Annotated in this window: 27 protein-coding genes and 2 pseudogenes; 12 read left to right on the forward strand and 17 right to left on the reverse strand. The window is 57.2% G+C overall.

The features are described 5' to 3' along the window. Positions 1 to 58: 58 nt before the first annotated feature. Positions 59 to 1,492, forward strand: coding sequence for an oligosaccharide flippase family protein (locus tag VJ162_RS14790; RefSeq protein WP_324665345.1), 1,434 nt, complete (start codon positions 59 to 61; stop codon positions 1,490 to 1,492). Positions 1,493 to 2,193: 701 nt separating this feature from the next. Beyond that, positions 2,194 to 2,508, forward strand: coding sequence for an alkaline phosphatase family protein (locus VJ162_RS14795; RefSeq protein WP_324665347.1), 315 nt, complete (start codon positions 2,194 to 2,196; stop codon positions 2,506 to 2,508). On the opposite strand, the gene VJ162_RS14800 is transcribed toward VJ162_RS14795, so the two are convergent. The 6 genes from VJ162_RS14800 to VJ162_RS14825 form a co-directional block, all read right to left on the reverse strand. Then, positions 2,499 to 3,314: a DUF2334 domain-containing protein gene (locus VJ162_RS14800; protein ID WP_324665349.1), complete on the reverse strand. Its 816-nt coding sequence runs from the start codon at positions 3,312 to 3,314 to the stop codon at positions 2,499 to 2,501. The two genes, VJ162_RS14795 and VJ162_RS14800, sit on opposite strands and share 10 nt — an antisense overlap. A gap of 85 nt (positions 3,315 to 3,399) precedes the next feature. Beyond that, the gene (locus tag VJ162_RS14805; RefSeq protein WP_324665351.1) at positions 3,400 to 4,386 is read right to left on the reverse strand and encodes an SDR family oxidoreductase; all 987 of its coding nucleotides are present in this window, start codon (positions 4,384 to 4,386) and stop codon (positions 3,400 to 3,402) included. Positions 4,387 to 4,453: 67 nt separating this feature from the next. Continuing rightward, complete coding sequence (locus VJ162_RS14810; protein ID WP_324665353.1) at positions 4,454 to 4,603, reverse strand: hypothetical protein; 150 nt, start codon at positions 4,601 to 4,603, stop codon at positions 4,454 to 4,456. A 60-nt stretch (positions 4,604 to 4,663) separates the two neighbouring features. After that, positions 4,664 to 5,422: a UTP--glucose-1-phosphate uridylyltransferase AglF gene (gene aglF / locus VJ162_RS14815; RefSeq protein ID WP_324665355.1), complete on the reverse strand. Its 759-nt coding sequence runs from the start codon at positions 5,420 to 5,422 to the stop codon at positions 4,664 to 4,666. A gap of 41 nt (positions 5,423 to 5,463) precedes the next feature. Beyond that, on the reverse strand, positions 5,464 to 6,036 hold the full coding sequence (locus VJ162_RS14820) for a metal-dependent hydrolase (RefSeq protein WP_324665357.1): 573 nt from the start codon (positions 6,034 to 6,036) through the stop codon (positions 5,464 to 5,466). Positions 6,037 to 6,933: 897 nt separating this feature from the next. Further along, on the reverse strand, positions 6,934 to 10,578 hold the full coding sequence (locus VJ162_RS14825) for an ATP-binding protein (RefSeq protein ID WP_324665359.1): 3,645 nt from the start codon (positions 10,576 to 10,578) through the stop codon (positions 6,934 to 6,936). A gap of 357 nt (positions 10,579 to 10,935) precedes the next feature. On the opposite strand from VJ162_RS14825, the gene VJ162_RS14830 reads away from it, so the two are divergent. Together VJ162_RS14830 and VJ162_RS14835 are read left to right on the forward strand one after the other, a co-directional pair. After that, a complete protein-coding gene (locus tag VJ162_RS14830) occupies positions 10,936 to 11,079 on the forward strand; it encodes a DUF2080 family transposase-associated protein (RefSeq protein ID WP_407066865.1) in 144 nt (47 codons plus the stop codon). 8 nt (positions 11,080 to 11,087) lie between these two features. Next, the gene (locus tag VJ162_RS14835; protein ID WP_324665363.1) at positions 11,088 to 12,311 is read left to right on the forward strand and encodes an RNA-guided endonuclease InsQ/TnpB family protein; all 1,224 of its coding nucleotides are present in this window, start codon (positions 11,088 to 11,090) and stop codon (positions 12,309 to 12,311) included. Here VJ162_RS14835 and VJ162_RS14840 read toward each other — a convergent pair. The 6 genes and pseudogenes from VJ162_RS14840 to VJ162_RS14865 all read right to left on the reverse strand — a co-directional run. Beyond that, positions 12,283 to 12,576, reverse strand: a complete 294-nt coding sequence (locus VJ162_RS14840; RefSeq protein WP_324665365.1) for a DUF234 domain-containing protein — start codon at positions 12,574 to 12,576, stop codon at positions 12,283 to 12,285. The two genes, VJ162_RS14835 and VJ162_RS14840, sit on opposite strands and share 29 nt — an antisense overlap. A 385-nt stretch (positions 12,577 to 12,961) precedes the next feature. Continuing rightward, a complete protein-coding gene (locus VJ162_RS14845; protein WP_324665367.1) occupies positions 12,962 to 13,396 on the reverse strand; it encodes a PIN domain-containing protein in 435 nt (144 codons plus the stop codon). Next, positions 13,397 to 13,648 (reverse strand): AbrB/MazE/SpoVT family DNA-binding domain-containing protein, encoded by a 252-nt coding sequence (locus VJ162_RS14850; RefSeq protein ID WP_324665370.1) that lies wholly within the window; start codon positions 13,646 to 13,648, stop codon positions 13,397 to 13,399. 308 nt (positions 13,649 to 13,956) lie between these two features. Further along, entirely contained in the window at positions 13,957 to 14,358 is a 402-nt protein-coding gene (locus VJ162_RS14855; protein ID WP_324665372.1) for an HVO_A0114 family putative DNA-binding protein, read from the reverse strand. Further along, positions 14,351 to 14,705: pseudogene (locus VJ162_RS14860) on the reverse strand (toxin-antitoxin system TumE family protein). The gene VJ162_RS14855 and the pseudogene VJ162_RS14860 overlap by 8 nt, the downstream one beginning before the upstream one ends. 110 nt (positions 14,706 to 14,815) lie before the next feature. Then, positions 14,816 to 14,958, reverse strand: a pseudogene (locus VJ162_RS14865) (IS200/IS605 family transposon protein TnpB); the annotation flags it as partial. Between the two features lie 237 nt (positions 14,959 to 15,195). On the opposite strand from VJ162_RS14865, the gene VJ162_RS14870 reads away from it, so the two are divergent. The 3 genes from VJ162_RS14870 to VJ162_RS14875 all read left to right on the forward strand — a co-directional run bounded on the left by VJ162_RS14870 (position 15,196) and on the right by VJ162_RS14875 (position 17,529). Continuing rightward, positions 15,196 to 15,714 (forward strand): DUF7342 family protein, encoded by a 519-nt coding sequence (locus VJ162_RS14870; RefSeq protein WP_324665375.1) that lies wholly within the window; start codon positions 15,196 to 15,198, stop codon positions 15,712 to 15,714. A gap of 89 nt (positions 15,715 to 15,803) precedes the next feature. Continuing rightward, a complete protein-coding gene (locus tag VJ162_RS18510; protein ID WP_407066866.1) occupies positions 15,804 to 16,148 on the forward strand; it encodes a hypothetical protein in 345 nt (114 codons plus the stop codon). Positions 16,149 to 16,683: 535 nt separating this feature from the next. Then, a complete protein-coding gene (locus VJ162_RS14875; protein ID WP_324665376.1) occupies positions 16,684 to 17,529 on the forward strand; it encodes a DNA-binding protein in 846 nt (281 codons plus the stop codon). A 619-nt stretch (positions 17,530 to 18,148) separates the two neighbouring features. Here the strand turns inward: VJ162_RS14875 and VJ162_RS14880 are convergent. Beyond that, complete coding sequence (locus VJ162_RS14880; protein ID WP_324665377.1) at positions 18,149 to 19,375, reverse strand: Cdc6/Cdc18 family protein; 1,227 nt, start codon at positions 19,373 to 19,375, stop codon at positions 18,149 to 18,151. Between the two features lie 782 nt (positions 19,376 to 20,157). Between VJ162_RS14880 and VJ162_RS14885 the strand changes: the two genes are divergently transcribed. The 4 genes from VJ162_RS14885 (at position 20,158) to VJ162_RS14900 (ending at position 22,122) form a co-directional block, all read left to right on the forward strand. Beyond that, a complete protein-coding gene (locus VJ162_RS14885; protein WP_324665378.1) occupies positions 20,158 to 20,328 on the forward strand; it encodes a hypothetical protein in 171 nt (56 codons plus the stop codon). A 54-nt stretch (positions 20,329 to 20,382) separates the two neighbouring features. Further along, on the forward strand, positions 20,383 to 20,622 hold the full coding sequence (locus VJ162_RS14890; protein ID WP_324665380.1) for an antitoxin VapB family protein: 240 nt from the start codon (positions 20,383 to 20,385) through the stop codon (positions 20,620 to 20,622). Next, complete coding sequence (locus VJ162_RS14895) at positions 20,619 to 20,993, forward strand: type II toxin-antitoxin system VapC family toxin (protein WP_324665381.1); 375 nt, start codon at positions 20,619 to 20,621, stop codon at positions 20,991 to 20,993. Before VJ162_RS14890 ends, VJ162_RS14895 begins: the two co-directional genes overlap by 4 nt. Positions 20,994 to 21,186: 193 nt before the next feature. Further along, positions 21,187 to 22,122, forward strand: coding sequence for an ArdC-like ssDNA-binding domain-containing protein (locus VJ162_RS14900; RefSeq protein ID WP_324665382.1), 936 nt, complete (start codon positions 21,187 to 21,189; stop codon positions 22,120 to 22,122). Positions 22,123 to 22,379: 257 nt separating this feature from the next. On the opposite strand, the gene VJ162_RS14905 is transcribed toward VJ162_RS14900, so the two are convergent. Further along, positions 22,380 to 22,781, reverse strand: a complete 402-nt coding sequence (locus tag VJ162_RS14905) for a hypothetical protein (RefSeq protein WP_324665383.1) — start codon at positions 22,779 to 22,781, stop codon at positions 22,380 to 22,382. After that, positions 22,778 to 23,050, reverse strand: coding sequence for an AbrB/MazE/SpoVT family DNA-binding domain-containing protein (locus VJ162_RS14910; protein ID WP_324665384.1), 273 nt, complete (start codon positions 23,048 to 23,050; stop codon positions 22,778 to 22,780). The genes VJ162_RS14905 and VJ162_RS14910 overlap by 4 nt, the downstream gene beginning before the upstream one ends. Before the next feature lie 241 nt (positions 23,051 to 23,291). On the opposite strand from VJ162_RS14910, the gene VJ162_RS14915 reads away from it, so the two are divergent. Beyond that, positions 23,292 to 24,233, forward strand: coding sequence for a transcription initiation factor IIB (locus VJ162_RS14915; RefSeq protein ID WP_324665385.1), 942 nt, complete (start codon positions 23,292 to 23,294; stop codon positions 24,231 to 24,233). A 215-nt stretch (positions 24,234 to 24,448) separates the two neighbouring features. Here the strand turns inward: VJ162_RS14915 and VJ162_RS14920 are convergent, their stop codons facing one another. Then, complete coding sequence (locus VJ162_RS14920) at positions 24,449 to 24,904, reverse strand: type II toxin-antitoxin system VapC family toxin (RefSeq protein WP_324665387.1); 456 nt, start codon at positions 24,902 to 24,904, stop codon at positions 24,449 to 24,451. Further along, the gene (locus tag VJ162_RS14925) at positions 24,901 to 25,254 is read right to left on the reverse strand and encodes a hypothetical protein (protein ID WP_324665389.1); all 354 of its coding nucleotides are present in this window, start codon (positions 25,252 to 25,254) and stop codon (positions 24,901 to 24,903) included. The genes VJ162_RS14920 and VJ162_RS14925 overlap by 4 nt, the downstream gene beginning before the upstream one ends. Positions 25,255 to 25,296 lie beyond the last annotated feature (42 nt).

A 25,296-nucleotide genomic window follows, 5' to 3' on the forward strand; every position in this document is an offset into this window, starting at 1 on the left:
CGAAACAAAAGACGTTTGGCTCCGACGACTCGTTCTGGCGTCTGTAACACTCACACTGATGTCCCGCTTTTCCGACCGTTCCATCGCAAAGCAGATTCTCGGAAACGGCGGGTTTGGCGCGGTCGGACAGGTCGCGAGTTTCGTCGGCGTTATCGCCTACACACAACTGGTTCCACAGGCGGTACTCGGGTCCTACTTCCTGCTCGTCGCGGTGCTCCGGATAACGTCGTTCGTCGGTGCGACCGGGGTGTCGACAGATATCACCCGCCGGCTGAACCAGTCGACGACGCCGGGAAGAGCGCTGACAACGGCCACCGTGTTCGCCCTCGCCGTCACCGGTGTCCTCGTCCCCGTCACGGTGCTTGCCGACCCGCTCGTCACGGGCTACGTCGACAACGGGTTCGGCCGCTGGCTGGTTGTCCTCCTCCCTGTTACCGTATTCGCGCTGTTCGCCCGGGCGGTGCTCCAGGGCGAACAGAAGAACACCCGCGCGGCGGGCCTCGTCGCTGCACAGCGGGTAACGACCTACGGCATCGGAAGCGGGGCTGTCCTCGCTGGCTTCGAGACGAGCATCGCCCTCGCCGGCGGCCTTCTCTGTGGCCGCCTGCTGGTGCTCGGCGGCGGGGTCGCCATGATAGACGTGTCGCCGACGGGTCGCCCGACGATAGGGGAGCTGCGGGCACTCGCGTCCAGAGCAGCCACTCTGACGGCCGCGAGCCTGGGGCATCTCGGCCAGGAGTGGACGGACACGTTGCTCATCGGGGCGTTCCTGACGCCGGATGCAGTGGCCCTCTACGAGATCGCCTGGCGCCTTTCGGCGGTCGGATTACTCGTGACGAACCCGGTCGTGTCGGTCCTCTACCCCCGGTTCGCCGAGGCGGCGGGGGCGGAAAACCACGGCGAGATCGGGGCATACGCCAAGAAGGCCGTCTTCTATCTCTCTGCACCGATGATAGCGCTGTTTGCCGGCGCCGTCGCGCTCGGCCCGGAACTCGTCACCGTGCTCTACGGGGTCGATTACGCCGGCGCCTTCGTGCCCTTGCTGGTCCTGCTCGCCGGGCGCCTCCCGTACAGTGTCGCTCGCATCACCACTGTGGTGAGCTACAGCTACGACCGCGACCGCGGCGTGACCACCGCCAGCGTCGGGGCGGGGCTGTTCAACGGCCTCGTGAACGCCCTGCTGATTCCGCTCGTCGGCATCGTCGGGGCCGCAGTCGGCAGCCTCCTGTCGTTTACTCTGCTGGCGCTCCTCCTGTTCCGGCTGGTCGCGGATCGCGTGCCGTACCCGTCGGTCACGCAGTTCGCACCCAGTGTCGTCGCGGCCGGCGTGATGCTTATCGCGGTCCGAGTTGTCGCTGTCCGTCTGCCCGCGACCCTTCCATCGCTTCTGGGCTCGGTCGCCCTAGGTGGCGCGCTGTTTGTGGCCGTGTTCGTGCTGGTCAGTCCCCGCGCCAAATCGGATGTCCGCAGCCTCGTCGACGGCGGCCGCTAGTTCGGTCCGTTCGCCGGCTGGCAAAGGGATTTATCCCCGCTTCCACGTAGTCCGGGTATGCCCGTCGATTTCGCCCAGTGGGCGGCACAGAGCCGGGAGCGAATCGGAGACTCGCCGGCCCGTGGGACTCTCAAAACGCTGTACTACGGTTACGTGGGTGCGCTCCTCCACGCGGCAAAGCGCGTGCCGCTGGGACGGAACGTCTTCGACGCCGACTGGGACCTGCTTATCGTCCTCGACGCCTGCCGCGTGGACGCGCTTCGAGCGGTCAGCAACGAGTACGACTTTCTCGGCGAGGTGGACTCGGTCCGGTCGGTCGGGAGCACGTCATTCGAGTGGTTGGCGATGACCTTCGGCCGCTCGTACCTGGCGGCGATTCGACGGACTGCGTACGTCTCCGGCAACCCGTATCCGGGACTCGTTTTCGACCGAAAGCTGGTCCCTCCCTACGAGAGTGCAGTCCCGTTCGGGCCCCGCGAGTACGATGTCGTCGACAGCGACGACTTCCGTTATCTCGACGAGGTCGCCGAGTACGGCGTCGATCCGGACCAGCGGGCGGTTCCAGCCCGGACGATAACCGACAGGACCGTCGCGGCCGGCCGGAGACGCGATCCGGACCGGCTCATCGCCCACTACATGCAGCCACACACACACCGTATCTCGGCAATCCGCCAGGGGAACGCCCCGATTTCGCCGATTTCATGGCCGGTGACGTGTCACGAGCGGAGATGTGGGACGCGTATCTGGCGACCCTGCGGTACGTCCTCGACGACGTGGCGCTCCTCCTCGAAAACGTCGACGCCGAGCGGGTCGCCATCACGGCCGACCACGGCGAGGCGTTCGGCGAGTGGGGGTTCTACTGGCACACCGTCGGCTGTCCACACCCCGCGGTGCGTCGTGTTCCCTGGGTCGGGACCACAGCGACGGACGAGGGGACGTACGACCCGGTGGTCACCCCCGAAACAGACGAGGGGTTCGACCGCCAGCAACATCTGCGTGACCTGGGTTATCGCTGAGGCGACTCACCACGGTGGTCCGCTGCCAGCGCTTCGCTCGCCGTGACGAACTCGGGGTCGCGACGTTTCGCGTAGGCGACTATCTCGTCGAGCTTTCGCTTGCCGGCGTCGCTCAGCCCGTTCGCGTGGACGGAGAGACAGAAGACGCCGTCCTTGCGCTCGATGTAATCGAACGCCCGCTTGCACCAGTCCATATCGGTCCGGCCGCTGAGTCGGTGGGAGTACACTTCTCGGTGGGTGCCGTAGTCGATGGGGTACGGAAACCGAAACTCCCTGCGATAGCGGGCGTGAAACGACAGGAACCGAGCGAAACTGGTCCACCACCGTGGATGTGGCTGGATTTCCCGCGGTCGGGGGCCGTAGCCGCGAACGATGTCGAGTCCGTCGCGGCGAACCGCCCGGACGCCCCTGTTGGAGAGGCGCACGTGCGGGGGGACGAACAGCTGGACGGTCGTGTCGAACGTCCGCTCTAGCTGCTGACGGCCTGCCCGGACCTTCTCGTCCAGCGCGCGACCGGTGACGAACTCCGGTTGCCCCTCCGGTGTGTCGTGGTGGTAGCCGTGGAGTGCCAGTTCTATCGCCCCCGAACGCAGGCGGTCCGCCAGATACGACCGTAACGCCGTGTTCGCCGCTATCGGCATCGGAACGGACTCGGTGGCATCGACCAGCGCGTCGGTGTCGGGTGAGACCATCGGTATACAGGCGAGTGTGATCGGCACCTCGTCCCAGATATTCCCGAAGATTGACTCCAGAACCTCTGGATCGGTGTAGTAGCAGGTGTCGTCGTCTCTGATACAAAACTTCATCGTGGTCCCATCGGTGGTTGTGGTGACCACATGCGGCTGCTTTTCTCTTTCGCCGGACGCGCCTTCACTGCCGGCTCTGCCCCGCTCAGGACCGTCTCACCAACGGTTCGTACCACTCCCGGTTCGCCTCGTACCACTCGATGAACTTCCCGACGCCCTCCCGAATCGTATGGCTCGCTTCGTACCCTAACAACTCACCCGCCAGTTCGGTGTCGGCGTGCGTGTGTTCGGAATCGGCGTCGTGGCGCTCCGAGTACTCAAGCTCAAGCTCCGGCGCGAGCTGGTCGCGGATCTCCTCGGCCAGCGTCCTAATTTCGATGTTGTCCGTCGAGCCGATGTTCAGGGCCTGCCCATCCGCAGTGTCCGACTCCAGTAGCGTCACGTTCGCTTCCACCACGTCCTCGATGTAGGTGAAATCGCGCGTCTGCGTGCCGTCCCCGTATATCACGGGCGGCTCGCCGTTCAGACACCGCGAGACGAAGTTGGAGATGGCCATGTTCGGTCGCATCCGCGGGCCGTAGACGGTAAAGTACCGCAGCGCGACTACGGGGAAGTCGTACACCTCGCCGTAGGAACAGGCGTACCGCTCCGCCGAGAGCTTCGAGGCTCCGTAGGGTGAGACCGGCGTCGTCGGATGCTCCTCGTCGTAGGGGAGATACCGTGGCTTGCCGTACACCGACGACGAGGAGGCCATGACGAACCGCTCGATACCCGTGTCCCGGCAGGCGTCCAGCAAGTTCAGCGTCCCGTCGACGTTGACCTCATCGTACTTGCGCGGGTTCTCGACGCTCGGGCGCACGCCCGCCTGGGCCGCCTGGTGGTAGACGTAGTCGGCGTCGGTGACGAGCTCCGTAACAAGGTCGGCGTCGCGCACGTTGCCCTCGACGAGTTCGTAGCTACCGTCGCTCTCCGCGGCGGCCTCCCGTCCGATTTCGACGTTATGATGCTTAATATCGAGGTCGTAGAACGGGTCGAAGTTGTCCAGGACGACGACGCTGTGACCGTCGCGGGCGAACCGCTCGGCGAGGTGGCCGCCGATGAAGCCCGCGCCGCCGGTGACGAGGATTTGCATTATCGAAAGGGGATGGGCAGCGTATAAAAAATGTCGGGTGTGGCATAAGTTCGCAATGAACTGACTATCACTTACACCTGGTGTAATCGTAACTGTCGAACCAGCTCGTGGCCGCACTGTCGACGTACACCGCAACCCCGTGACTGGCCTCGTCTAGCTGGGCCGCGTAGGTGAGCGGGTTCGTGAACTTGCGGGGGTTGTCTGGATTCGAGAGCAACAGCACTCGTGCTTTGTCGTGGCTCGACGGTTGCGCCCGTCGCAAAAGCGTGGTGACGGGTCAGTCGCCGTCCGACCCGACGGCGTCGGCCGCCAGCTCCGGGTCGACCTCACCCTGCAGCCGCTCTTCTGCTTCGTCGCGGTCCTCGGGGTAGCCGATGTCGTTGCGCCAGCCGTCCATCCGGATGGCGTCGATGGTCCGGCCCGAGTGGAGCAAGAGGTCGATGGCGTCGCTTATCTCGTACTCGTCCCGGTTGGAAGGTTGCACGAGATGACAGGCGTGGAAGATGGCGGGCGTGAACGTGTAGAACCCGGTCATCACGAGGTTCGACGGCGGGTCTTCGGGCTTCTCGATGACCTCCGTTATCTCGCCGTACTTGTTCGTGTCACAGACACCGTAGCGAGAGGCCTCCTCCCAGGGGACCTCCTCGACGAGGAAGGCCGCATCGGCCCGCTCCTCCCGCTGACGGTTGACGACGTCGCTGAGGTTCGCTTGGAAGATGTTATCACCGAGCATGAGCATGAAGTCGTCGTCCACGTCGTCCTCGACGGTCAGCAGGGCGTGGGCCAGCCCAAGCTGTTCGCGCTGGTGGGTGTACGTGATGGGCACCCCCTCGAACTCGTCCTCGTAGTGGTTGATAATCGCCTGTTTCTTGTAGCCGACCACGACCAGCAGTTCCTCGGCGCCCAGTTCGATGAGCTGTTCGAAGCAGTGCGTGAGAATCGGCTTGCCGGCGACCTCGACCATCCCCTTGGGTTTGTCTTCTGTGAGCGGGCGGAGTCGGGTCCCCTCACCGGCGGCGAGTACGACAGCTTGCATATGTTCCCTGTGGTCCGCCCCCGGGTAAAACTCTTGTCGCACTAGCGGCTCGACAACGCCGCCGTCGCCCCGTCGGCCCGGCGTCTGCACCATCGAGCGACCGCTCGGAGTCCCGGCGCGCCGTCGACGGCCCACAGCAGCGTCGCGGCGGCAAACAGGAGGAGTTCGACGAGGAGCTCTGGGGTGGGGTCCGCCGCGAGGAAGTGCGCGAGGATGCCCGCCGACTCCTCGTAGGCCGGCAACGAGAGGACGGGCCAGAGCAGGTAGGCGAGCCCGCCGAACTCGCCCGCAACGAGCGCGTAGACGCCGTCGGTCGCGAGATGGACGAGATAACCGGTCGCGAAGCCGGCCCAGGCCCGCCGCTCCGTGGGGCCGTCGAAGCGTTGCCAGAGGATCGCTAACAGCGGGATGGCGACCAGCAGCGAGTGTGCGCCCGCCCGACCCGAGGGCAGGATGCCGAACGTCCACGCCAGGGGCTTGTCGACGAGGTCGGGGAACTGTGTCCCGAGGGCCAGGGGCAGGACGAGCCCGGCCGTCGGGAGACGGCCGTAGCGTGTGCGGAGGTAGAGCGAACACAGGAGGTAGGCGACGGCGGCGTGTCCCCATGGCCACATGGCTGTAGATAACACCGGGTCCGTGTTGACACTATTGTTTCGCTCGTGGACTCACTGCATAGCGCACCTGGCCGGCGATCAGGAGCCAAATTTGATGGAGACTGCGGATGGGTCTCCCTCGATAATCACCAGTAAACCACCACCTGCTGAGCGGTGACCAACTCTGAATACCTCAGCCCGTTCAGTGATTAGTAGGACGCTAATCGAGTATCTGATACTGTTCAGGTATATAAACAGGCGTGGCGCCATCCCTCATATCCAACCTTGGAGAAACGCACCGCTAGATGAGTGTGATATGAGAGATAGGGACCCTAGGACGGGACAGAAACAGGCGTAGCGTGCGCAGGCACTTACGGTAGTAGCGAGGACGCCGTCTGTGGGTTTCTCTGGCTAGTTTGGGACTCCCGCGCTTTTGCCCACCCATGAACCTCACTGAATCTTGAACACTCACAAGGAAGGGAAAACCCGCAGACGGCGCCATCCTTGGACACTCACTGAGAGTGACCCATCTGGAACCTGTCTATTTATTCGGCGATGGGAAAGCCAACCTGCATAATGGAGGCAGGTCTATTCTGCTGTCTCTCGCACTCTCTGAGCACCCTGTGCTTATTCGCGTCGGCGACGCCGCGTGCCACCCCCGCGGGAACAGGCCCGTCCTAGTCACCATCTCTTGTCTCTGTATACTCCTTAGCGGGGCGGGTTTCCAAGGTTGGCCCTATTCAACAGCTTCGGGATTGAACAGCGATACGAGACCACGCTATATCCTCTTTTCACTCTCGGTGGCCGTCTAATCGCCCTGTCCCACTGAATCAACTACGGTGGTTCGGGTCTTGTTGATTGAGGAGTCTGTCCGGGCAACCACGGACCGTTGGGCAGTAAGTGACTCAGCAGGACGCTTTACTCAGCTTCCTCAACCATATCCCGAACCTGCTCGACCGTGAACATCCCCGTACACCCCGCGGTATCAATCCGGAACTGATTTGCCGGCGTACTATCGGCATATGTCTTCTCGACACGTGGTTCTCCCTCCAAGGGGTCGTTCAGTGCACCCAACATCCGATGGGCCTCAGAGTGAGACATCGTGACCCAAATAGCCTCATCTGGGTCACAGGCAGCCATCTTATCGAAGTCCTCAGGGACCGCTCTGCGAAGGTCGTGATTCACCCGCTCTGCTTCGAGTGTAATCCGAACATGGCCCTCCTCGTCCAGCCCAACGATGTCGATTCGATGGCGATTGTACTCATTCACGTCCTCGGCTAACTCCTCGCTATTTCCGCCCATCGCACTCGCCGCAGAGACAACTGTGCTCTCTTGTTCATCGAGTTCGAAATACGGGACAACGTCGACGACCGGCGAGACTTCGTTCTCGACATAATGCGTCTGGAGATACTGCCGGCCGACCTCCACGGCAAGGACGTGCTGGGACGTCTCGTCTAAATCGCCCTTGCCGTGGCCATAATCGACGCCTTTGCGATAGTGCTCCCCAATCAGACTTCGCCCCGACGGCGTCACCGAATACAGGCGATGGGGCCGATCCGTATCGTGTTTCAGTATATCTGCTTCGACCAGATCCGTCACGGCATCGCCGTCGATATCGAGGTACTCCTGTAAGCGAATCATGCTGTCGTACAGCAGATCGTACTCCAACGACTCGTACCGGAGTTGCTGTGCGTTATACACTGCCTGGACGAACATGAGCTGTCTGTCTGAGAAGTCGGTCACCTCTCGTTCGTCCGGCGTGAGCTTCAGATTCACCTCACAGATCGGGACGTCATCACGGTCGACCTCCTCAAGGATGGCACAGCACTCGATGGCTCGGCTCATTCCCGACCCATCTGGGCCATAACGACTCTCACACTCCGTACAAAAGAGCGCGTGAACCTCTCCGTCATAGCGCACCGTCTCAGGCAGTCGATTTGTATAGGGCAGGGCGCTGTCGACGCGCTCTGGACCTGTCTCTTCGTCGGCCGAATCCTCGACCGTATTCGGTTCGACTAACCGGAGTCCAACAGTACGCTTGATTCGCTCTGTGAGTGCCGTCGTGGCATCTCCGAACCCACTGCGACGTGTGCCCTCCCTCGCTGCGGGATGGCCTCTCGGCGGCGTGAGCGAGCGCACCAGAAACGGCTGGGGCTCGTCTTCGCCGAACGCCGCGGGTAGCGAGACCAACCACTCCCCACGACGGAGTGCACGCAACCGATTCCCGACATCACTGGGAGACATCTCGTCAGTGGCTAGTCGTTTCGCCAACCGTTCGTCGACGGCGACGTTCCCCGTCACGATAGTCGAGACGTTGTTCAGCACCTCCTGATAGGCACGCTCGCTTCGCTCACGCAGCTGAGAGGGAAACTGCATCGCGAGGGTCACCGAACACTCGAAACTTCGTGACTGAGAGAGCAGTTCTGAGAGCAACGAGGAATCCGCGATGCTTGCAGCCTCTTCGAGGTAGCAATTGACGAGTGGGAGGTCTGTGTTCTCGTTGTCTTCACTGTCAGTCCGCTCTTTCGCGCGGCGTTTCACCGCCGACCAGAGGTTCGAGATAATTAGGAGTGTCAATGCTCGTTGGGACTCGCTTCGGAGCCCGCCCGTATCGAAGATAATCACGATGTCCTCATCCAGATACTCGAAGAGGTCGAAATGTGGGTCGTCGCTGTCTTCGCCCCGCTCAGGAACATGATTGAAGATACGAGCCAGACGCGGATTGACCGGAATCTTCTCGATTCGGTTTGCGACCCCCTGCATAATCTCATCGAAGGTGCGGGCTCGATTGGCCACGACGCCGGCGAGCATCCGTTCTAAGTCCCCATCGGAGACTGGGGGTGCACTGTTTCGGTCGTGCATCTCCTGGAGTGCGCCATGAAAATCCCGATGGCTAAAGGCCTCCTCGCCACTCACCGGGTCGAACATCGCTTTGACGATGTAGCGAATAATATCGGGCGAGCGAACGGCCTGCTCGAAGCGGTCACGGCCCATCAGTGCCACGAGAATTTCGATATAGTGTTCGACCCGGTCTTCAACGGCGGCTGTTCGAGAGATACCTGCATCGAGTTCATCACGGATATCGAAAAAGGAGAACGCTGGGAGAACGTCGGCACAATCGAAGTACAGAACGTTCTCTAGACTCCCGTGGCGCTCGTAGTGTGCTTGCATATACTCTTGGGGCATCCCATCGCCTTTCGGGTCAATCAGGATGTCAGCGCCGTCTGTGGCCTCGTGGTTCTCCAGTAGCGCGTTGATGAGACTCGTCGATTTCCCAGAGCCAGTCTTTCCGAACCACGCAAGATGGAGTGACTGCAGGTCTGGGGGGAGTGAGATCGGATCTGGTTCCGGTGTACTATCCTGTGTGAGTGGATGGCCAATCGGGAGGCCCTGGGTCCGGTACTGTGTGAGTTGTTGTACGGGTGGGTGGGCCATTGGCTGGCGTTCTGTGGGCGTCGCGTTGAGAAGGCGTCGTCCCGACGCTGTGAGAGCAGCCCCATCCAGCAGACAGAAGCTCCCAACCTCGCTTGCGTCAGCGACGAGCACTGGTGACGGTGGATTCGCCCAGGGCAGTTTCTTCGTGAGCCCCCCGTTTCGGGTGTTCTCGCAGAACCGTGTTGCTTCGAGGTCCTCGACGATGTTCAGGGCGGACTCGCCAGTCAGAACCTGTCCATCCAGCTCGTAGGTCGTCTGATTAAGGTGGGTGAACGCTGTTTCGAGATCATGGGCGATGTCGCTCGGTGATACGCCCCTGGTTTCATCTGCAGCTTTGGAGCCCACGGCTGCTCGGCAGTTGACCTCGAAGGAGTGTCTCGGGTCTCGCTCGCTGAGTTCTATGAGACGTTGTTCGTCTGCGGCGGTGAGATGGGAAACGTCGTCTTCGGGTGCGCCGAAGATGGCGTTGGTGAGTGTGCCCCCGAGTGTATCTGTCCCATCTTCGAGTGAGAGTTGGCGTGTTTCGAGATCGGTGGTCCAGTCGGGTTTCGCTCGGATGAGTGTCTGGAAGACCACAGGGAAGGGACTGTTCGCGATGGTCTCTGTGACGCTTGTCAGTGGGAGGTGTGTCTGCTCGCTCTCATAGAAGTGCTTGAGGGGGGTGAGGCGAGTTTGCCAGTCACGACGATGGGTCGTATGGCGTTCATATTCGATGGCAGTCGGGTTGGTGCTGGTGTCTGTTTCGGACGATGGTTTCGGGGTTACTCCCGATAGGAGGTGGTCTCTAGACAGTTGGACACGTTCGAATGCATAGGCGTTCGGAAAGAGCCCTCTGAGAACGCTTTCGAGGCCGTCGAGTGTTTCAGCAGGGGTGGTTCGGACGTAGTAGGAGAGGTCGTCTTCGTTCCCGATGAGTAGCCACTCGATGGTGGGTCGTTCTTCGGAGTGTAAGAGTCCATCGAGGAACCCAGTGGATTCGGTGGGACTGTCGAGGCGATGCAGGCGACGCACATGCGTCTCGATATTCGCTGGGTCAAGTGGATCCGTTGCTGGTTGGATTCGAATGTAGGTATCCGTCGAATCTGCGGGGACGGGGAGGGTCTCCTCAGTTGGTGGGGCGCGGGCCATTATTGCTGGATAGTCCCCAGTTGCTGGAGGGGGAGATAACGCTTCTCGAACGTCGATATCGCCTAGCAGTTGCTATCCATTCACAGTAGAACTGTATCTGTTTCCAAGGTTAGTGTAAGGGGCTTTACTGCCAACCTTTGATGGATAGAGCCATTCTTGGAAATCCTTCTTTAGTAGTATATTCCGTGTGGTGACGGGCTTACCTGAATTGAGGCGCTAAGGCCCCTTCCTCAACGAGCGAGCGGAGCGAGCGAGTAGGGAGGGGATACAGCGCCGCACAGTTCTCATACACGATTCGGTGGCAGGCCCACAGGCACACCGCCACTTTTATGTTGAAACAAAGTATAAACAAAGATGATGGACAGGCACGAGATAGAAGGTCACGAAGTCATCACCGGGACGGCGAAAGCCACTGGTAACGGCGCTCACGTTCTCGTCCCGAAGGACTGGCGTGGCGCAGACGTGAAAATCGTCCGAACAAGCGAACCCACTGACGAATAGCCCAACAGATGAACTACAACTACAGGTATCGGCTTCGACCGTCCGACGCTCTCGAAGAACAGTTAGTGTGGACTGTCGATATCTGTAGACAGGTCTACAACCACTTCCTCCACCGACTCAACCGAATCGACAACACTTCGGCATACAGCGAACAGAAACTCCTGCCGAGTCTCAAGAAGTGGTGGAACGATCTGAAACAGGTTCACTCGAAGGTTCTTCAGAAAGTCGTTCAGCGATTGTACGACAATCTCTCTACGCTCCGTGGTCGCAAGGAGAACGGCTACCACGTTGGCACTCTCAACTGGAAGGCTCCGGGCGAGTACCGGAGTTTCACCTACAGTCAATCCGGCTTCAAGCTCAAAAACAAGAGCGGTCGGACCCGATTGTGGCTCTCGAAACCCGGGGAAATCCCGCTCACATTCCACCGTGACCTGCCAGATAACGCCGAAATCAAGACGGTCACAATCAAGCAGGAACCGACCGGGAAGTGGTACGCCATCCTCGGCATCGAAACGCTCGACGATCCGCCGCAGAAGCCCGAGAATCCCGAGCAATGCGTCGGTATCGACGTGGGGATTCTCAAGTACGCTCACGACACGGACGGCACCGCCGTCGAATCTCCCGACCTTTCCGACGAGCGCGAACGCTTGGAACAGGCACAGCGTGCCCTTTCACGGAAGGAACACGGCTCTGCGAATTGGGAGAAACAACGCCGAGTCGTGGCCCAACGCCACGCTGACCTCAAGCGAAAGCGGCGTGATTTCCTCCACAAGTTGTCGAACTACTACGCCACCGAGTACGATTTGGTGGCCGTAGAGGACTTGGACACGAAAGGCTTGGTTGAACTACCAGGCAACTCACGCAACCGAGCAGGCGCGGCGTGGGGGACGTTCCTACGGATGCTCCAATACAAGTGCGAGCTGGAGGGGACACACTTCGTTGCGGTCAACCCGAGAGGGACTACCAAGGAGTGTGCGTCTTGCGGCGTTTCAACAGACAAGCCGCTGTGGGTGCGCGAACACTCGTGTCCCTCCTGTGGATTCGAGGCGGACAGGGACGCGAATGCGGCGTGGAACATTCTTTCTCGCGGCTTCGAAGATGTAGGAGTGGGACACTCCGAAGGAACGCCTGTGGAGACTGCGCTCCCTGTGGACACCGATTCGGTGTCTGCAAAGTGCGTCATAGAAGCAGGAAGCCCCACCCTCAAGCGCGAGCCGTCAGGCGAGCGGTAGGGTGGGGTAGTTCACATTCACCAGCAATCAGTGTCTCATCGGTGGTGAGTCCGACAACATCGATTTCGTGATCATCATACCACCACTGACTGGTCTCCGTGGTCGTCTGTTCTGGATAGAACGCTCGGAGCGCTGAGCAACACAGATCTTCGAACGACCGGCTGACGAAATCCGCTAACTCCTGCTTGATGAGTACATCAAATGCTTCCTCCCCAAGTTCATCGTATTGCTCTCCAGTACCGTGAACCACCTCGGGGTCAAGCACCGAGGTACTCGCCTTGCTCATATGTATACGAAATCAAACTCCGTCTGTGCTGTCGTCGGGGGGTGAATACTATTGGTCGGCTTCATCCCCGCCCTGAAGGACGAGGCTTTTATCTCGAATTTTTCATAAACTTGACTATAGTACTTGTACTTCTGTGCCACTGATGACAATTTTGAGTATCGTACTTCAGAGTATGATACTCTAGAGTATCTTCTTCGCGTAGCTGCGTGTTGATGGATTGTTGCAAGTAAATCGCCCTGGATTCAAGTGGTTCGAGAGACTTCGTCTCTGATCATCACAAAAGACATCCAATCTTTCGAACGACTCCGCTCACTCCGTTCGCTGTACCAAGAGATGCACCAGTGCCGTGCAAGATACATATCGGTCACTCTGGCTGATACGGATTCGTTGCTATGTCGAGACGATAGACATCGTCGGCAGCGTCAAAATCATCGTCGAACGCGTAGAGATACCCCAGTCCCTCTGCTTGCATATATGCGACGATACAGGAGTCGACAAACGAAAACCGCTCGTATTGCCGAAAGAGCGCTTTCGCTGTGGCAAATCCGTCTGCTGTCAACGAGTCGATGTGGAATCGCGTATTCTCTTCGACCCGATCGAGAAAGTCGATTGCGGCATCATGACCCGCGTGTGTCGTTAGCCCATTGAGCGTCTCGGCGAGCACGTAATCGAGGATAACCGCTTCTGGGAGTTCAGCGGTATCGATTCCTTTGAGGATAGGGAGAGCAGTATCGTGAGCACTGTCCTGGCAGTACGTGGCTGCAAAGAGAACGGTGGTATCAACGAGTGCGCGCGGCATCTACTCCGAGCCTACGCCCCAGTTATCGTGTTCGCTCTCGACCTCTGTGGCCTCATCACCCTCGTAGCCATCGAAGTCACTGAACGTACCGCTCCGTTGTTGGACGACCTGCACACGGAGCGTCCCGCTGTCTTCAATGTGCCAGCGAAGTTTGTCACCATCGTCAATGTCGAGCTCCCGACGGACGCGGGCGGGAATGTTCGCCTGATTCCCCGAAACCTTGCTCTCTGAATCGACGCTCTCACTACTCATACACGGGGCTACGAGACCACCCCTGATAAATTATAGTGTGCCCTCACACTAGGTCGCTACGGGTGACGGATACAGCCTTTGTATCTCAGACGGGTTACCGATCAAGAACCGGAGCGCTCGAATCTTCCGCTGATAGGTGTCTCCTGTACTGTTCGTTGGTCTGTTCGGTCGAGAATGCCGCGAGAAGCACGACCAGATAATACCCGGACGGCGGCAGTTTTGGACAGTCTCTTGGCAAACCCGACAGGGCCCATTTGCCGGCGCGAATGAGTAACGGGTTGTATGAAATGCTCGGGAGAAGCAAAATGTCAGGGAGGGGCAGTTGCTCCGTCTCCGGGATCGTCAGCGAGCGGCGATACGACGAGACCGTCGTAGGGGAACACCGGCTTCTTTGCTCGCCCGACTGCCTCAAAACGGATGACACCCAGCGCTTCGAGTGTCGTCAGTTCTTCATGGACGTTCTTCTTATCACGGCCGACTAAGCGTGCTGTCTCACGAATGCTGTCGGGTTCTTCGTCTCTGATCACGCGTAAGAGTGTGTACGTCCGTTCGTTGAACACATCAGTTAGCTGGCTCTCGTTTGGGAATCGAACAGTGGCCGGCCGGTCGAGATGTTCTCCCTCTTTGAGTGTTTGAATCGCCTCAATGCCTTCTTCGTACGGATTGGTCTCGTCGTCGACCGTAACCACGAGCACGTTCTGTTCAGTCATGAGTATCACCGTTGTCGTTGGATGGGCCGAACCGTGGCTTCGGAATCTCGTCCCAGAACCGTTCGTAGCTCTTCGATGCCGGGGAACTCGATGAACTCCGGTTCCGGGTCAGGAGCGACGTGTAATTCATGGCCTTTCGTATCCTCGTGTGCGTTGTCGTAGCGACGGATCGTTCCGTCGTCGAGCGTCTCGGGACCGGCGGTCAGTGCTCCGTAGTGAAGCGTGTACCGCCACCCCGATGGATAAACGTCGTCGTCCGTCCGCCGAATCGACACGCGAACGACAGTCCCATCCTCGTACACTGTCGCGTTATCGTATCCATCGAGGTTGTCGGCCGTTGGTTCCATCCGGTACTACGTTGGTTTCGTAGCCAACGATAAAGGAGTGTTGGTTCCTCAAACAACGTAATAGAGACTGCCTGTACAGCCAATTGACATCCGGCCCGTGATAAAGCGCGAGGTTTCCCCGACCAGTTGTGGTCATTCCACTCGAACCGCACAGGCCGTGCCATCGGCCTGACTTCCGTATCGCTGTTTTCTCGAAGGAACGTCTCTGACGCCGTGAGGTCGGCGATCCCTCGAACCCACATGGACACGTCAACGCTGGTTCTGTATACTTTGAAAGCCCTTGACCGCTTGCCCTTTCAACCACAGACGAGATCGATCTCACCCTTTTTTCCACCAGGGAGGCGGCTCGTCTGGCCCGTACACGGCTTGTCCTCCGTGACTGCTTCGGCACTCACATCTACACTGTCGATAGCGTGGTAACGAAGCGTGATGAGAACGATATATTTTGCCTATAAAAAGAAATATGTGAGCCAATTCCGCTGGTAGGTGTATGAAAGATGACATCAGCCAGGACAGCCCACCCCCATTCGATAGACCATTCGAAGGCGAAGACACGAAGCAGCGGGTGTACGGGGCGGTCCTGCACGCTCGAGAACCAATGACGGCCGCGGAGATTGCCGAACAGGCGGATTGTTCGGTGGAATCGGCGCGGACACACCTGTCCTTTTACGCCAACCTTGGCATCGTCATCCAACATGAGGGCCGGCCAACTAGGTACCAGCGCAACGACGACTACTTCGAGTGGCGGCGGGTAAACGAACTGGCACGAGAAAAGAGCGTTGAGGAGTTACAGACTCGCGTCTCAGAACTGACTAGCCAGATTGAGGACTACCGCGATCAGTACGGTTCTGATTCGCCCTCTGATGTTGATGTCCTCGAGTTTGATGCGGAGCGTGTCGACGACGTGTACGCGGAACTGGGTGACTGGGCCACCGCTGTCGAAGAGCGTCGCCTTCACGAACGGGCCAGACAAAAGGTCGCCGGCTCGACGGCCCCATCACACAACTGAAGATGGTGCCAGTGGACGACGGCGCGAGCCCCGCGCCGATAGACCGATCCGTATTAGAACGGGTACAGTCTCGGTTTGCCGGGAGCGGTATATTCCACTCGACGGAAATTGTCGAGGAAGGAAAACTGTCCCTCCAAGTTGAACTGTCTGATAACTATTACCCGGGGAGTGTTTCTGCACGCCTAGAGATCCGATGGTACCGCAATGATGAGTTCAATTTCCACTATCAAGAAGACCGACAGGATGGAGCATGGGAGTGTCGGTGGGATCGACATCCGAACGTCCATAACTCACGGGATCACTTCCACCCGTCACCGGCAGCCAGCCGTACCAACGCAACGGATGCCCAGTGGCCAACCGACCATCGCGATATGAGCCAACTCGCCCTTGATCGCATCGAGGAGCGTATCGAAACGCTTTGGGACCGACGATAACGTGGGTTCTGGAGTGGTCCGTTCACATCGCGTTGGTGTGGAATCGGGCTTTTTCGTACTTTGAAAGCCCTCGGACCGCTCGCGGTCGCTGGGCACCATCTCCTCGCTTCGCTCGGAGAGGGGGCGCCCAGACGACCACGTGAACGCGACCGGCCCTCGCCCTTTCAGTCCACCAGGGGGGCGGTTGGGTGGGTCTAAGCATGGCCCGTCCCGCTCGCCCGGCCAGACGCCCACACCACGAACAGCGAACCAGTTCGCTGTTCGTTCCTCGCTCGCCCTTTCGGGACGCCAGCATCAAGTGCGGTTTCGGTCTTCGTCCCTCAGACCGGAAACCGACTTGAAGCTGGACACTCGGGCGGGCTGGCCGGTCGCGCGTGACTGGTTGTCTTCTCTTGAAAGTGCGCGCTGCCCGCGCCCTGTCGGGCGCGTGAAGGCGCGGACAGCGCGCGAGGAGGTTGTCGGAGTGTGATTATAGTCACGACTGGGAAGTCGTGAAAGTGGAAGACGCTGGATGGGCGCCTTCGGAGCAATTGCAATGAGTATAGAGAACTCGATTCAATATGAAGTTTCGCACGATGAATACCCGGTCGAAGATGAGGCGGTTGTCGAGGAGGAACCGGAGCTGCAGCGGTCGGTTACCCAGGAGATACAGGCGAAGGTCGATACGAATCATTTCGAGGCAGCTGGACGGGGACTGACCTTAGAGGCCGAAGAACGAATGGCAGCACGCGAGGCAGAAATCGAACGAACGAGCAGCCGGTGGGACAAGCGCCAAGACTCAAACCGAGAGTCACGGACGAGGGGGATTGTGGAGCGAGGAAATGAGGCACGTCGACGACGATTCTCGAAGCGAGCAGCGAGCGTGGACCAATGGGAAGATCCGGACAGGGTGGACCCACGGGCAGAGATGACTCGGGAGGAACTGGCAGGCGTGAATCGGCAGGCCGAGCGGATACAAGAGCGAGTCCGAACGGGAACGACGACGGCGGCGCTCTCGAAGAAGGTAGCCAGGCGGATGGCAGATGGTGCGGATATCGTGGATGCGTCGGTGAGTGTGACCGAAGAAGAGTGGCTCGCGCCAGGGACGATTGTGCCGATCGAGAAGATTGGGGAGGCAAATCGAAGCGAGGTGGACATTGCGGGTCGAGTGAAGATCCTTTGGGAGTCCAGTAGTCCAGCGATCTCTCAGGTGGGTCTGATAGAGGATGAGACAGGTGTGACGAAATTTACGGCGTGGCGGGCATCCAAAGTGCCGATGGTCAAAGAGGGCGAGCGTGTCAGGTTCCGGTCGGTAGCCAAGAGCTGGTACGAGGGACGTGTCTCGGTTGCACTGACAGGCTGGAGCAGGGTTGAGTTCCCGGAACGAAGCGAGCGGCTGTAGGGGTAGACCGGAGGTGTTTTTTTATTGTACGCCAGCCCCTCCCCAACCGTCGTCCTCACTCCGTTCGGACGCCCCTCGCGCGTTCTCGACGCGACCGAGCGTCGATTCATCACGCGCCATTTTCAGAGAGAGGTACCACTTCTGACGAGTGCTATCTCTTCCAAATCTGACCACAAGAAGTGGTTGCAGGCTATAGAAACACCCCACCTCATATTTCAGATGTTCTGCACAGGGACTTACCCCACTATGTCCGCAGTAATCGCTGAATAGACGGTCTTTTCGTCCGGTATGCTGCCTTTCACGGATACTCGTTTCATCTCGTGGGAACAGCGGACATAGTGGTGTGAGAGATGGTTCCCCTTGTTATACTCTGAGGCAAAGAATAGCGGACATGGTGGGGTAGATCTCTGTACGTGTTTTTCGAGTATGTACGTTCGCTGATCACCAAACCCATTGGCGAATTGTATGAAGTGTATTGAGTGAAAGGCACCCCCCGTATGTCATAAGCGGTCCACAAATAGAATATCCGATTCTATTTCCACCACTATTCAATCTTCTACGGATGGACCCCCCATGCGTCATAAGCGTAGTATGAAAAGAGAACTCGCTTGCTTGTTTGCTACGAGAAGTCACTTTGCTGCTGTATCTCATACAGCTTCTCAGGGATTCCACTAAACCGAGCATCTTGTTCAAGCGCATCAATTGCTTCATCCACGCCGATCTTCAATTCGAATTCTAAGTGTCGACCCTGGCGGTGTCCCTTATTGACCTCTCGTGATTCAATGAATCCATGGGTAGACATCGCCTGTAGGTGATCATACATCCGACGCTTAGTGTATGTGTCCGCATCGATAAATTCAGTGATCTTTGTATACTGAGCAAAGATTTCCTTCGTTCGAGCAGGAACGTCACCCTTGATTTCGAGAATAAGTAACCCTGCAAGCGCCAGCTTATCTTGGGTTGTCATGCTCACAAAATCCTCAATAAGATCCTCTTTGTCAATTTCATCTTGTGCTCGGTGGACGTGCTCTTCAGTGACAACGTCAACACCATCATCGCGTGCAAGTTCACCTGCCCGGTGGAGATACTGAATTGCCTGCCTTGCTGAACCATGATCTTGTGCGGCCAAAGCAGCACACAGTGGAATTACGTCATCTTCCAGTACGCTGTCATTGAAACCGATCTGTTCTCGTTGTCGGAGGATTGTTCGGAGTTGATTAGCGTTGTATGGCTCGAAATGAAGCTCAACATCACAGAGGGTGTCTTTAACTTTCCGTGAGAGATTGTTATAGAAGTCGAAATCGTTCGAAATCCCGACAACGCTCACCTGTGCTTCTTCAAGACGGCCATTTGATTGAGCCCGAGGAATCTGATATAAGATACTGTCATCACTGCCGATGCTATCGATCTCGTCTAAAATTATCGCATTGAGCCCCCCTTTCTTATCCAGCGCTCGAAAGAGTCGTTTATTCAGGTCTCCAATTGAGTGGCCCTTTGGACGGTCCGTTGTTCCAGGTTCGACAGCGGTGAGGATCTCACCGACGACTTGATATGATGAATGTGCATCCTCACAGGAGGCATAGATGACGTTGAGGTCTGTCCCTAATCCACTCCCTTCTTTATGAAAGAATTCTCGGAGCCCTTCGAGTACATACTCTGTTGCTGCCGTTTTGCCCTGGCCAGACTTTCCATAGAGGAATATATTGTGTGGCGTTGTTCCGTTAGTCGCTGGACGGAACGCAAATTTCAGTTTGTCAATCTCTTCTTCTCGCTCTGGGAGTTCCTCAGGCACCCAGTCATTCCGGAGTGCTTCCTCGTTGGCAAAGATATTTGATGTGGTGAACATCGGGTGTATACCTGCATATATCCGGTTTAGTATTTAAAACCATACGTCATAAGCGTCATATGCAACTGCTTCTTTATATATTCGACACCCCTTTTGTCACGAGCGCTTTATCTCGATAAGCATCTCGGCGCTTATGACATACGGGGTGTGAAGATTAACTCACATAATCTGCTCCGCGAGAGCTAACTGCCTCCTTTCCCACAGCAAGCGCTCGTGACAAGAGGGGTCCCCTTGTTTGTACAGAGAACCTTCGTTTCAGGGAATTTTGAATTCGTCAGCGCTCAAACGCACGCATCCCGTCAGCCGCAACGACATACAAACCGTCCTTAATTAGGGCTGGTAGTCCACGACCAATATCCTGTTTCCACAGAAGGTTACTGTTCTGGCGATCAAACTCAGAGGGAGATCATAACTCTGGACGATAACCCCTTCATCGGTAACAGTTGGCATACCCATACCACCTCCATCGACAGAAATCGTCCACTGGTGCCCACCAGTAACTCCATTGCGAATGGCGACTAAGCGTTCGTTTCTGGACTCTGCCGTATAGAGGCAACCATCGGCAACGACAGGTGACAAGGGCGATACATGACGGCCCCAGTATATTTCTGGTTCCTCAGGCACTGCCGTTACATTGCATTTCGGTCTTGGAGCGTTAAGTCTGCCGTGGTGAGAGAGAGAGCGTTGTACCGGTCTATTTCTGCCACTGTTCAACGGTAGAAGATCTACAATAATTCTATCTCGCCCTCACGAGTGAGGGCGATTTCGCCCTTATCTCACCAATGAGTACAACCGAACTCCAGCAACTCATCGAAACAGAACAGCATCTTGAACGTCTCCTCGTCGCAAGCGCTACTGACGGCGTCCCCGAACTCGCTCTGATTTCCCTCCTTCGAGACTACGCCGATCTCATTGAAGAGACAGGCTACGTTCCCCGGACGTGGCGAGAATGAATTACAGCGGCACTAACCACTATATGCACAGAAAGCAAATACATAGATACACAGATGTCGAGTAAAACAATCAGTCTCAAAGAAGAAACATACGAGCGCTTACGCCGTGAAAAAGGCGAAGATGAGAGCTTTAGCGACGTCATCGATCGCTTTCTCAACGAGGAGGAACATCCACTGTACGGACTGGTTGGACTAGCGGCGGACGAAGAAGTGGAACAGATTCGAGAAGGATCTCGCTCGTTCCGTGAGGACGTCGACAGTCGCATGGACAGTGAGAACCGGACCGAACAGTGATCCTCGATGCCTGCTTTCTGATTGACTTACTCGCTGAGGATGCCGGGGCAGTTGCGAAGCTCGATGAAATCACCGATGAACTGCTCGTCGTCCCGACGCTGGTCTATACCGAGGTGGGAATTGGTATCGACCCGACGACAGCGACTGGCCAGCAATTCGACGAGATTCTCGACGACATTCCGCTGGTGCCATACGATAGTGAAGCAGCGCGTCGTGCTGTGGACATTCAACGTGATCTCTCTCAGAACGGCGAACAAATCGGTGCAGTTGATGCGATGATTGCGGGGATTGCGGTATCCCGTGATGAACCAATCGTGACGCGCAATGCCAGTGAATTCGCTCGTACACCTGTTCGTGTCTCTCCGTATTAATTGACTGATACTGACCACCCGGGTTGTTCCGTTCGATTCACAGGCTGATGAGGCCGCTCTCTGGAGTATCCAATGCGTATCTCCGTAGTATTCTATCCTGAGCGCTCGGCTGGATTTGTTGAGACGCGACCGCCGGGTTTTATCGCCCCCTGAGGGGTGCGGGGCGCTCTTTTGAGTGTTCCAGAAACCAGATATGCAATCAACGAATCCAGCGACATCTTTCAACGACAAAGAGACCAGGAAAGACGAGATGCACCAGACCATCGAAGCGTGGTGTGAGGAACTCACCGACCTCGTCGCCGAAGCCAACGCGAGTGAGCACTTCCAGGAGTGGTTAGACGTCCAGAGTCGCTTTCACCAGTATTCCTACCGGAACACGCTGCTCATCCAGGCCCAGTATCCTGAGGCAACGAAGGTTGCAGGCTACAAGACGTGGCAAACCGAGTTCGACAGGCAGGTCAACAAGGGCGAACAGGCTATCTGGATTTGGGCACCCATCATCGCCAAACAGTGCCCTGAGTGTGGGAATTCCCCGAGGTACCACGAGAGTACTGACTGTTCTTACAACGAAACGCCATCCTCAGAGTGGTCCAGGGGACCCGTTGTGTTTCGGCCTGTTTCAGTCTTTGATGTGTCTCAAACTGAGGGCGACCCACTCCCCGGCCTACAAACGGATGCAACAGGCACAGTAGACGGGTGTTTTCAGGCGCTCTGTGACGCTAGCGAGAAACTGAATATAATACTCGATATCGTCTCGCCAGCGGCGTGGGAACACGGCCGCGCAAAGGGCGTCTGTGTGACTGCTGTGTCTGGTTCAAAGTCCATCCCAATCGAGATCAAAGAAAGCGATGATAGAGCTGCGATGGCTGGGACGCTGATTCATGAGTATGCACACGCCTTGCTGCATGCTGGTTCCGCATCTGTATCGACTCCAGAACGAGCAAAACGAGAAGTCGAAGCCGAAGCAGTAGCCTACGTCGTCGGTCGTCATCTTGGCTTGGACATGCGTGGTTCGGCGTTTTATCTTGCGGCGTGGCAAAACGATGAGCCAGACGAAATCACCGATAGACTTGGTCGGATTTCGCGTACAGCACAGACGATCATTGGTGCTGTGGGTGGGGATGAATAAACACGGCGGGTTCTAAATTAACCAACAAGCGAATCCAAATTGTTGGTTAAGAATCCGTCGTATTAGGCCAGGGCATTCTATAAATATTCGTCATCGACCGCATACTGTATACAGAGGATGAGTTCAGCTGTTGGCCGCCGGTGTTTTCACACAGATGCAGGTGAATCACCCGGTCAGTAGAGAAACGTAGTGAACGGATGGTTCAGTAGCTTCGACGGGAAACAAACTCAGACCGCGCGATGAACCGATTCCGCTGGTTAGTCCCAGATGACTGACTCAGATGTGAATTCGTTGTCTGCTGAAATGATTGCGTCAGTCCCTCGGACGCGGTGGTTTGCGATCAGGAGAGCGTCATGGAGTGTATGGTGGTCGATGAGGCTCCCATAGACTGCGAGGTCCTGCGCATCGGTTGGCGCGACCTGAACGGGGCCGTCGTTGACCAGCCCACGAAGCACTGCATTCGGCGTTGTCTCGACTGCAACACCAGCGATCTTCCCCTTGTTGACCGCAGTCCAAATGGCCTCGCTCACCGTAACTGTCGGCGCCTCGATTACATCGGTACCTTGCTCAGCACGCTCGAAAACCTCGTCGGCGGCCGGAGGGAGTCTATCGACGAGATATCGCGCCATAGCGACGCCGTCAACGGTGTAGTGGCTCACGGTTGCCACTCTGTTCTGCGCTGCTCGTGGATGTCAGCTTCCATTTCTTCGGCCATTTCCTCCCGCTTTCCCTCAGAGATATCGTCGTCAACGAGCATTCCGCGGCCGGCAGACTGGGTGGCCTTCCGAATCTGAATACCGTCCTCAGTCTTTACCCACCGAAGCTCATCACCCTCCTTGAGTCCAAACTCGTCTCGCAGTTCTTTCGGGATAGTCACCTGTCCCTTCCGCGTCACGCGCGTGGTTTTCTCGTCTGTGTCAGTACTCATGCGAAGTACTACGTACTGTACTACCTAAGTATTTGGCTACTAGACCGTCCCAATGTCTGCGCAGACAAGTCACTCCTGCTCAGTTCACAGTCTGTATACAATACCTCTAGAAATCTCTCAACTACCGCTACTGTAGCTATCCTCTCTGAACTTTGCTAACTGGTGATGCCGTCCGCCCGTATTTTCTGGCCCCCTGACGGGTGCGGGGCCTGAGAGAAACATTGGCCTCGCGTGACTTCGAATGCATACAAGAGACATCTACGACAATGGCTTCGACGAAGAATCCGGCCGAACACTCAGCGAACAGGCCTGTCCCGAATGCGAGGGACGGCTCGAAACTGACGGCGGGGAGACGAGCTGTGGGGCGTGTGGACTCATCGTCGATAGCTATTATCTTGACCACGCAGCTGAACCACGGACGTTCGCCGATGACGACACCTCGAAAGAGCGTACTGGGGCGCCACTAACTGAAACCCGCCACGACCGTGGACTCTCGACCGAGATTGGCTGGAACAAAGATGCGAATGGCAACAGCCTTTCAGAGACAAAACGACGCCAACTCAATCGCCTTCGACGTGAACACACCAGGGGCCGGTGGCGCTCGAAAGCAGAACGAAATCTTGCCCACGGACTGGGTTCGATAAAACGACTCACTGGGGCATTGGATCTCCCGTATACGATTCGAGAGCAGGCCTGTGCGTTATTCAAAGATGCACAGAAGGCGGACTTGCTGAAAGGACGGTCTATCGAAGCGATTGCCGCAGGGAGTGTCTACGGTGTCTGCCGGATCAACGGTATCACGCGTACCGTCGAGGAAGTTACGGAAAATGCCCGCGTCAACGAATCCAGCATACTCAACAGCTATCGCACACTCAATGAAGCACTTTCACTACCTGCCCCACCTCGGTCGCCCCAAGAGTTCGTCCGAAAACTCGCGAGTGACTTCGAGTTACCACCCGCAGTAATCTATCGGGCAGAAGAGTTGGCTGCTCGCGCACACGAAAGCGGTGTGAGTGGTGGGAAACATCCGGCTGGCTTTGCAGCAACGTGCCTTCGGGTTGTCGCTGCTGACTTCGGATACACGGTGGTTCAGCGTGAACTGGCCGAAGCTGCAGGGGTGAGTGCCGTTACCGTTCGAAATCATCAAGAAACCGTCAACGCGCTCTTGGAGGAATCAGAATGATTTGTGGCGTCTGGCCGTTTCGTCGACTGTTTGAGAAGTCGACGACTCTGTATGAATGTCGTCACTGTGGAACGACTGCCGATTCAGACAGCCGTGTCTGCCAGCAGTGTGGACACGATGGTATCGCGACGTACGAACTGTCGTAGTCAAATACACAATTTGGTTTCGCTTTTCTCTCTTGTAGGTGACACGACTCATCTCTGTGAATTTAGAGTCTACATCTCTTGGAGCTCGACATCTTCGGGAACAAGTGTGAAGCCCAGCGTTCGAAAGTCCCCATCAAAAGCGAAGACGTGCTCAATATCTCGCTCATCGGCGAGAATACTCGTCGTGTGATCTACGAAGGAGATCTCCTGATCATCGTAGTCCGCGAACTGTTCAGCTGCAGCCTCAAACGTCGCTCTACCGACTGGAACGACATTAATACTCTCGGAGTCTCGGATAGCGTTCAAGGCTCGAATAGCGTCTTTATGGCCGAGTTTGTATAGCGTAAGAGTTGCAAGCTCCGAAAGGACAGATTGTGAGGTGAATATCGGACGGTAGGCGATATCGCCAGAACGGATCTTATCAAAAATCTGAAGAGCGGTTTGATGATGTTTATCATCTTCATCAGCACGGGCATAGAACGCTCCTGTATCAACGAATATCGGCGTTGCACCTGGCCTATTCATACGGACTCTCGGCCATACAGCACCTCATCAACTCTCTCAGATAAGTCGGATTCACCTGATGCGCCGGGTTCAAAATCCCAGAAGGGATCTTCTGGATCAATTCCTCGTGTGCGGTCATGTGTATCTATAGTCCACCATATGACTCTTCCTGCTGTCTTTCGACTGGCGACGTGGTCCTGTTCTTCCAATGTGCGGAGCTTCCGGCGTGCCGTTTCCCGAGAACAATCAAGCGTTTCAGCAACATCACCAGATGTGACTACTGGGCCCTCGACAGCCCCGAATACACTGAGAACGTCATCAAGAGTGACGGTCTCGGTGTACCGTCCAGTATCTCCGCGTTCACGAGACATAATAGAACGTTCGCGTTCTACGATCAAATGCCTATTGGTGTA

It is taken from the genome of Haloarcula sediminis (genome assembly GCF_035656455.1).
GTDB lineage: Archaea > Halobacteriota > Halobacteria > Halobacteriales > Haloarculaceae > Haloarcula > Haloarcula sediminis.

What these genes read in the sequence shown, in the direction of transcription:
- VJ162_RS14790 (WP_324665345.1), top strand. Translation starts at nt 59, where the DNA reads ATGTCCCGCTTTTCCGACCGTTCCATCGCAAAGCAGATTCTCGGAAAC.
- VJ162_RS14795 (WP_324665347.1), top strand. Translation starts at nt 2,194, where the DNA reads ATGGCCGGTGACGTGTCACGAGCGGAGATGTGGGACGCGTATCTGGCG.
- VJ162_RS14800 (WP_324665349.1), bottom strand. Translation starts at nt 3,314, where the DNA reads ATGAAGTTTTGTATCAGAGACGACGACACCTGCTACTACACCGATCCA.
- VJ162_RS14805 (WP_324665351.1), bottom strand. Translation starts at nt 4,386, where the DNA reads ATGCAAATCCTCGTCACCGGCGGCGCGGGCTTCATCGGCGGCCACCTC.
- aglF (WP_324665355.1), bottom strand. Translation starts at nt 5,422, where the DNA reads ATGCAAGCTGTCGTACTCGCCGCCGGTGAGGGGACCCGACTCCGCCCG.
- VJ162_RS14820 (WP_324665357.1), bottom strand. Translation starts at nt 6,036, where the DNA reads ATGTGGCCATGGGGACACGCCGCCGTCGCCTACCTCCTGTGTTCGCTC.
- VJ162_RS14825 (WP_324665359.1), bottom strand. Translation starts at nt 10,578, where the DNA reads ATGGCCCGCGCCCCACCAACTGAGGAGACCCTCCCCGTCCCCGCAGAT.
- VJ162_RS14830 (WP_407066865.1), top strand. Translation starts at nt 10,936, where the DNA reads ATGGACAGGCACGAGATAGAAGGTCACGAAGTCATCACCGGGACGGCG.
- VJ162_RS14835 (WP_324665363.1), top strand. Translation starts at nt 11,088, where the DNA reads ATGAACTACAACTACAGGTATCGGCTTCGACCGTCCGACGCTCTCGAA.
- VJ162_RS14845 (WP_324665367.1), bottom strand. Translation starts at nt 13,396, where the DNA reads ATGCCGCGCGCACTCGTTGATACCACCGTTCTCTTTGCAGCCACGTAC.
- VJ162_RS14850 (WP_324665370.1), bottom strand. Translation starts at nt 13,648, where the DNA reads ATGAGTAGTGAGAGCGTCGATTCAGAGAGCAAGGTTTCGGGGAATCAG.
- VJ162_RS14855 (WP_324665372.1), bottom strand. Translation starts at nt 14,358, where the DNA reads ATGACTGAACAGAACGTGCTCGTGGTTACGGTCGACGACGAGACCAAT.
- VJ162_RS14870 (WP_324665375.1), top strand. Translation starts at nt 15,196, where the DNA reads ATGAAAGATGACATCAGCCAGGACAGCCCACCCCCATTCGATAGACCA.
- VJ162_RS14875 (WP_324665376.1), top strand. Translation starts at nt 16,684, where the DNA reads ATGAGTATAGAGAACTCGATTCAATATGAAGTTTCGCACGATGAATAC.
- VJ162_RS14880 (WP_324665377.1), bottom strand. Translation starts at nt 19,375, where the DNA reads ATGTTCACCACATCAAATATCTTTGCCAACGAGGAAGCACTCCGGAAT.
- VJ162_RS14885 (WP_324665378.1), top strand. Translation starts at nt 20,158, where the DNA reads ATGAGTACAACCGAACTCCAGCAACTCATCGAAACAGAACAGCATCTT.
- VJ162_RS14890 (WP_324665380.1), top strand. Translation starts at nt 20,383, where the DNA reads ATGTCGAGTAAAACAATCAGTCTCAAAGAAGAAACATACGAGCGCTTA.
- VJ162_RS14900 (WP_324665382.1), top strand. Translation starts at nt 21,187, where the DNA reads ATGCAATCAACGAATCCAGCGACATCTTTCAACGACAAAGAGACCAGG.
- VJ162_RS14910 (WP_324665384.1), bottom strand. Translation starts at nt 23,050, where the DNA reads ATGAGTACTGACACAGACGAGAAAACCACGCGCGTGACGCGGAAGGGA.
- VJ162_RS14915 (WP_324665385.1), top strand. Translation starts at nt 23,292, where the DNA reads ATGCATACAAGAGACATCTACGACAATGGCTTCGACGAAGAATCCGGC.
- VJ162_RS14920 (WP_324665387.1), bottom strand. Translation starts at nt 24,904, where the DNA reads ATGAATAGGCCAGGTGCAACGCCGATATTCGTTGATACAGGAGCGTTC.
- VJ162_RS14925 (WP_324665389.1), bottom strand. Translation starts at nt 25,254, where the DNA reads ATGTCTCGTGAACGCGGAGATACTGGACGGTACACCGAGACCGTCACT.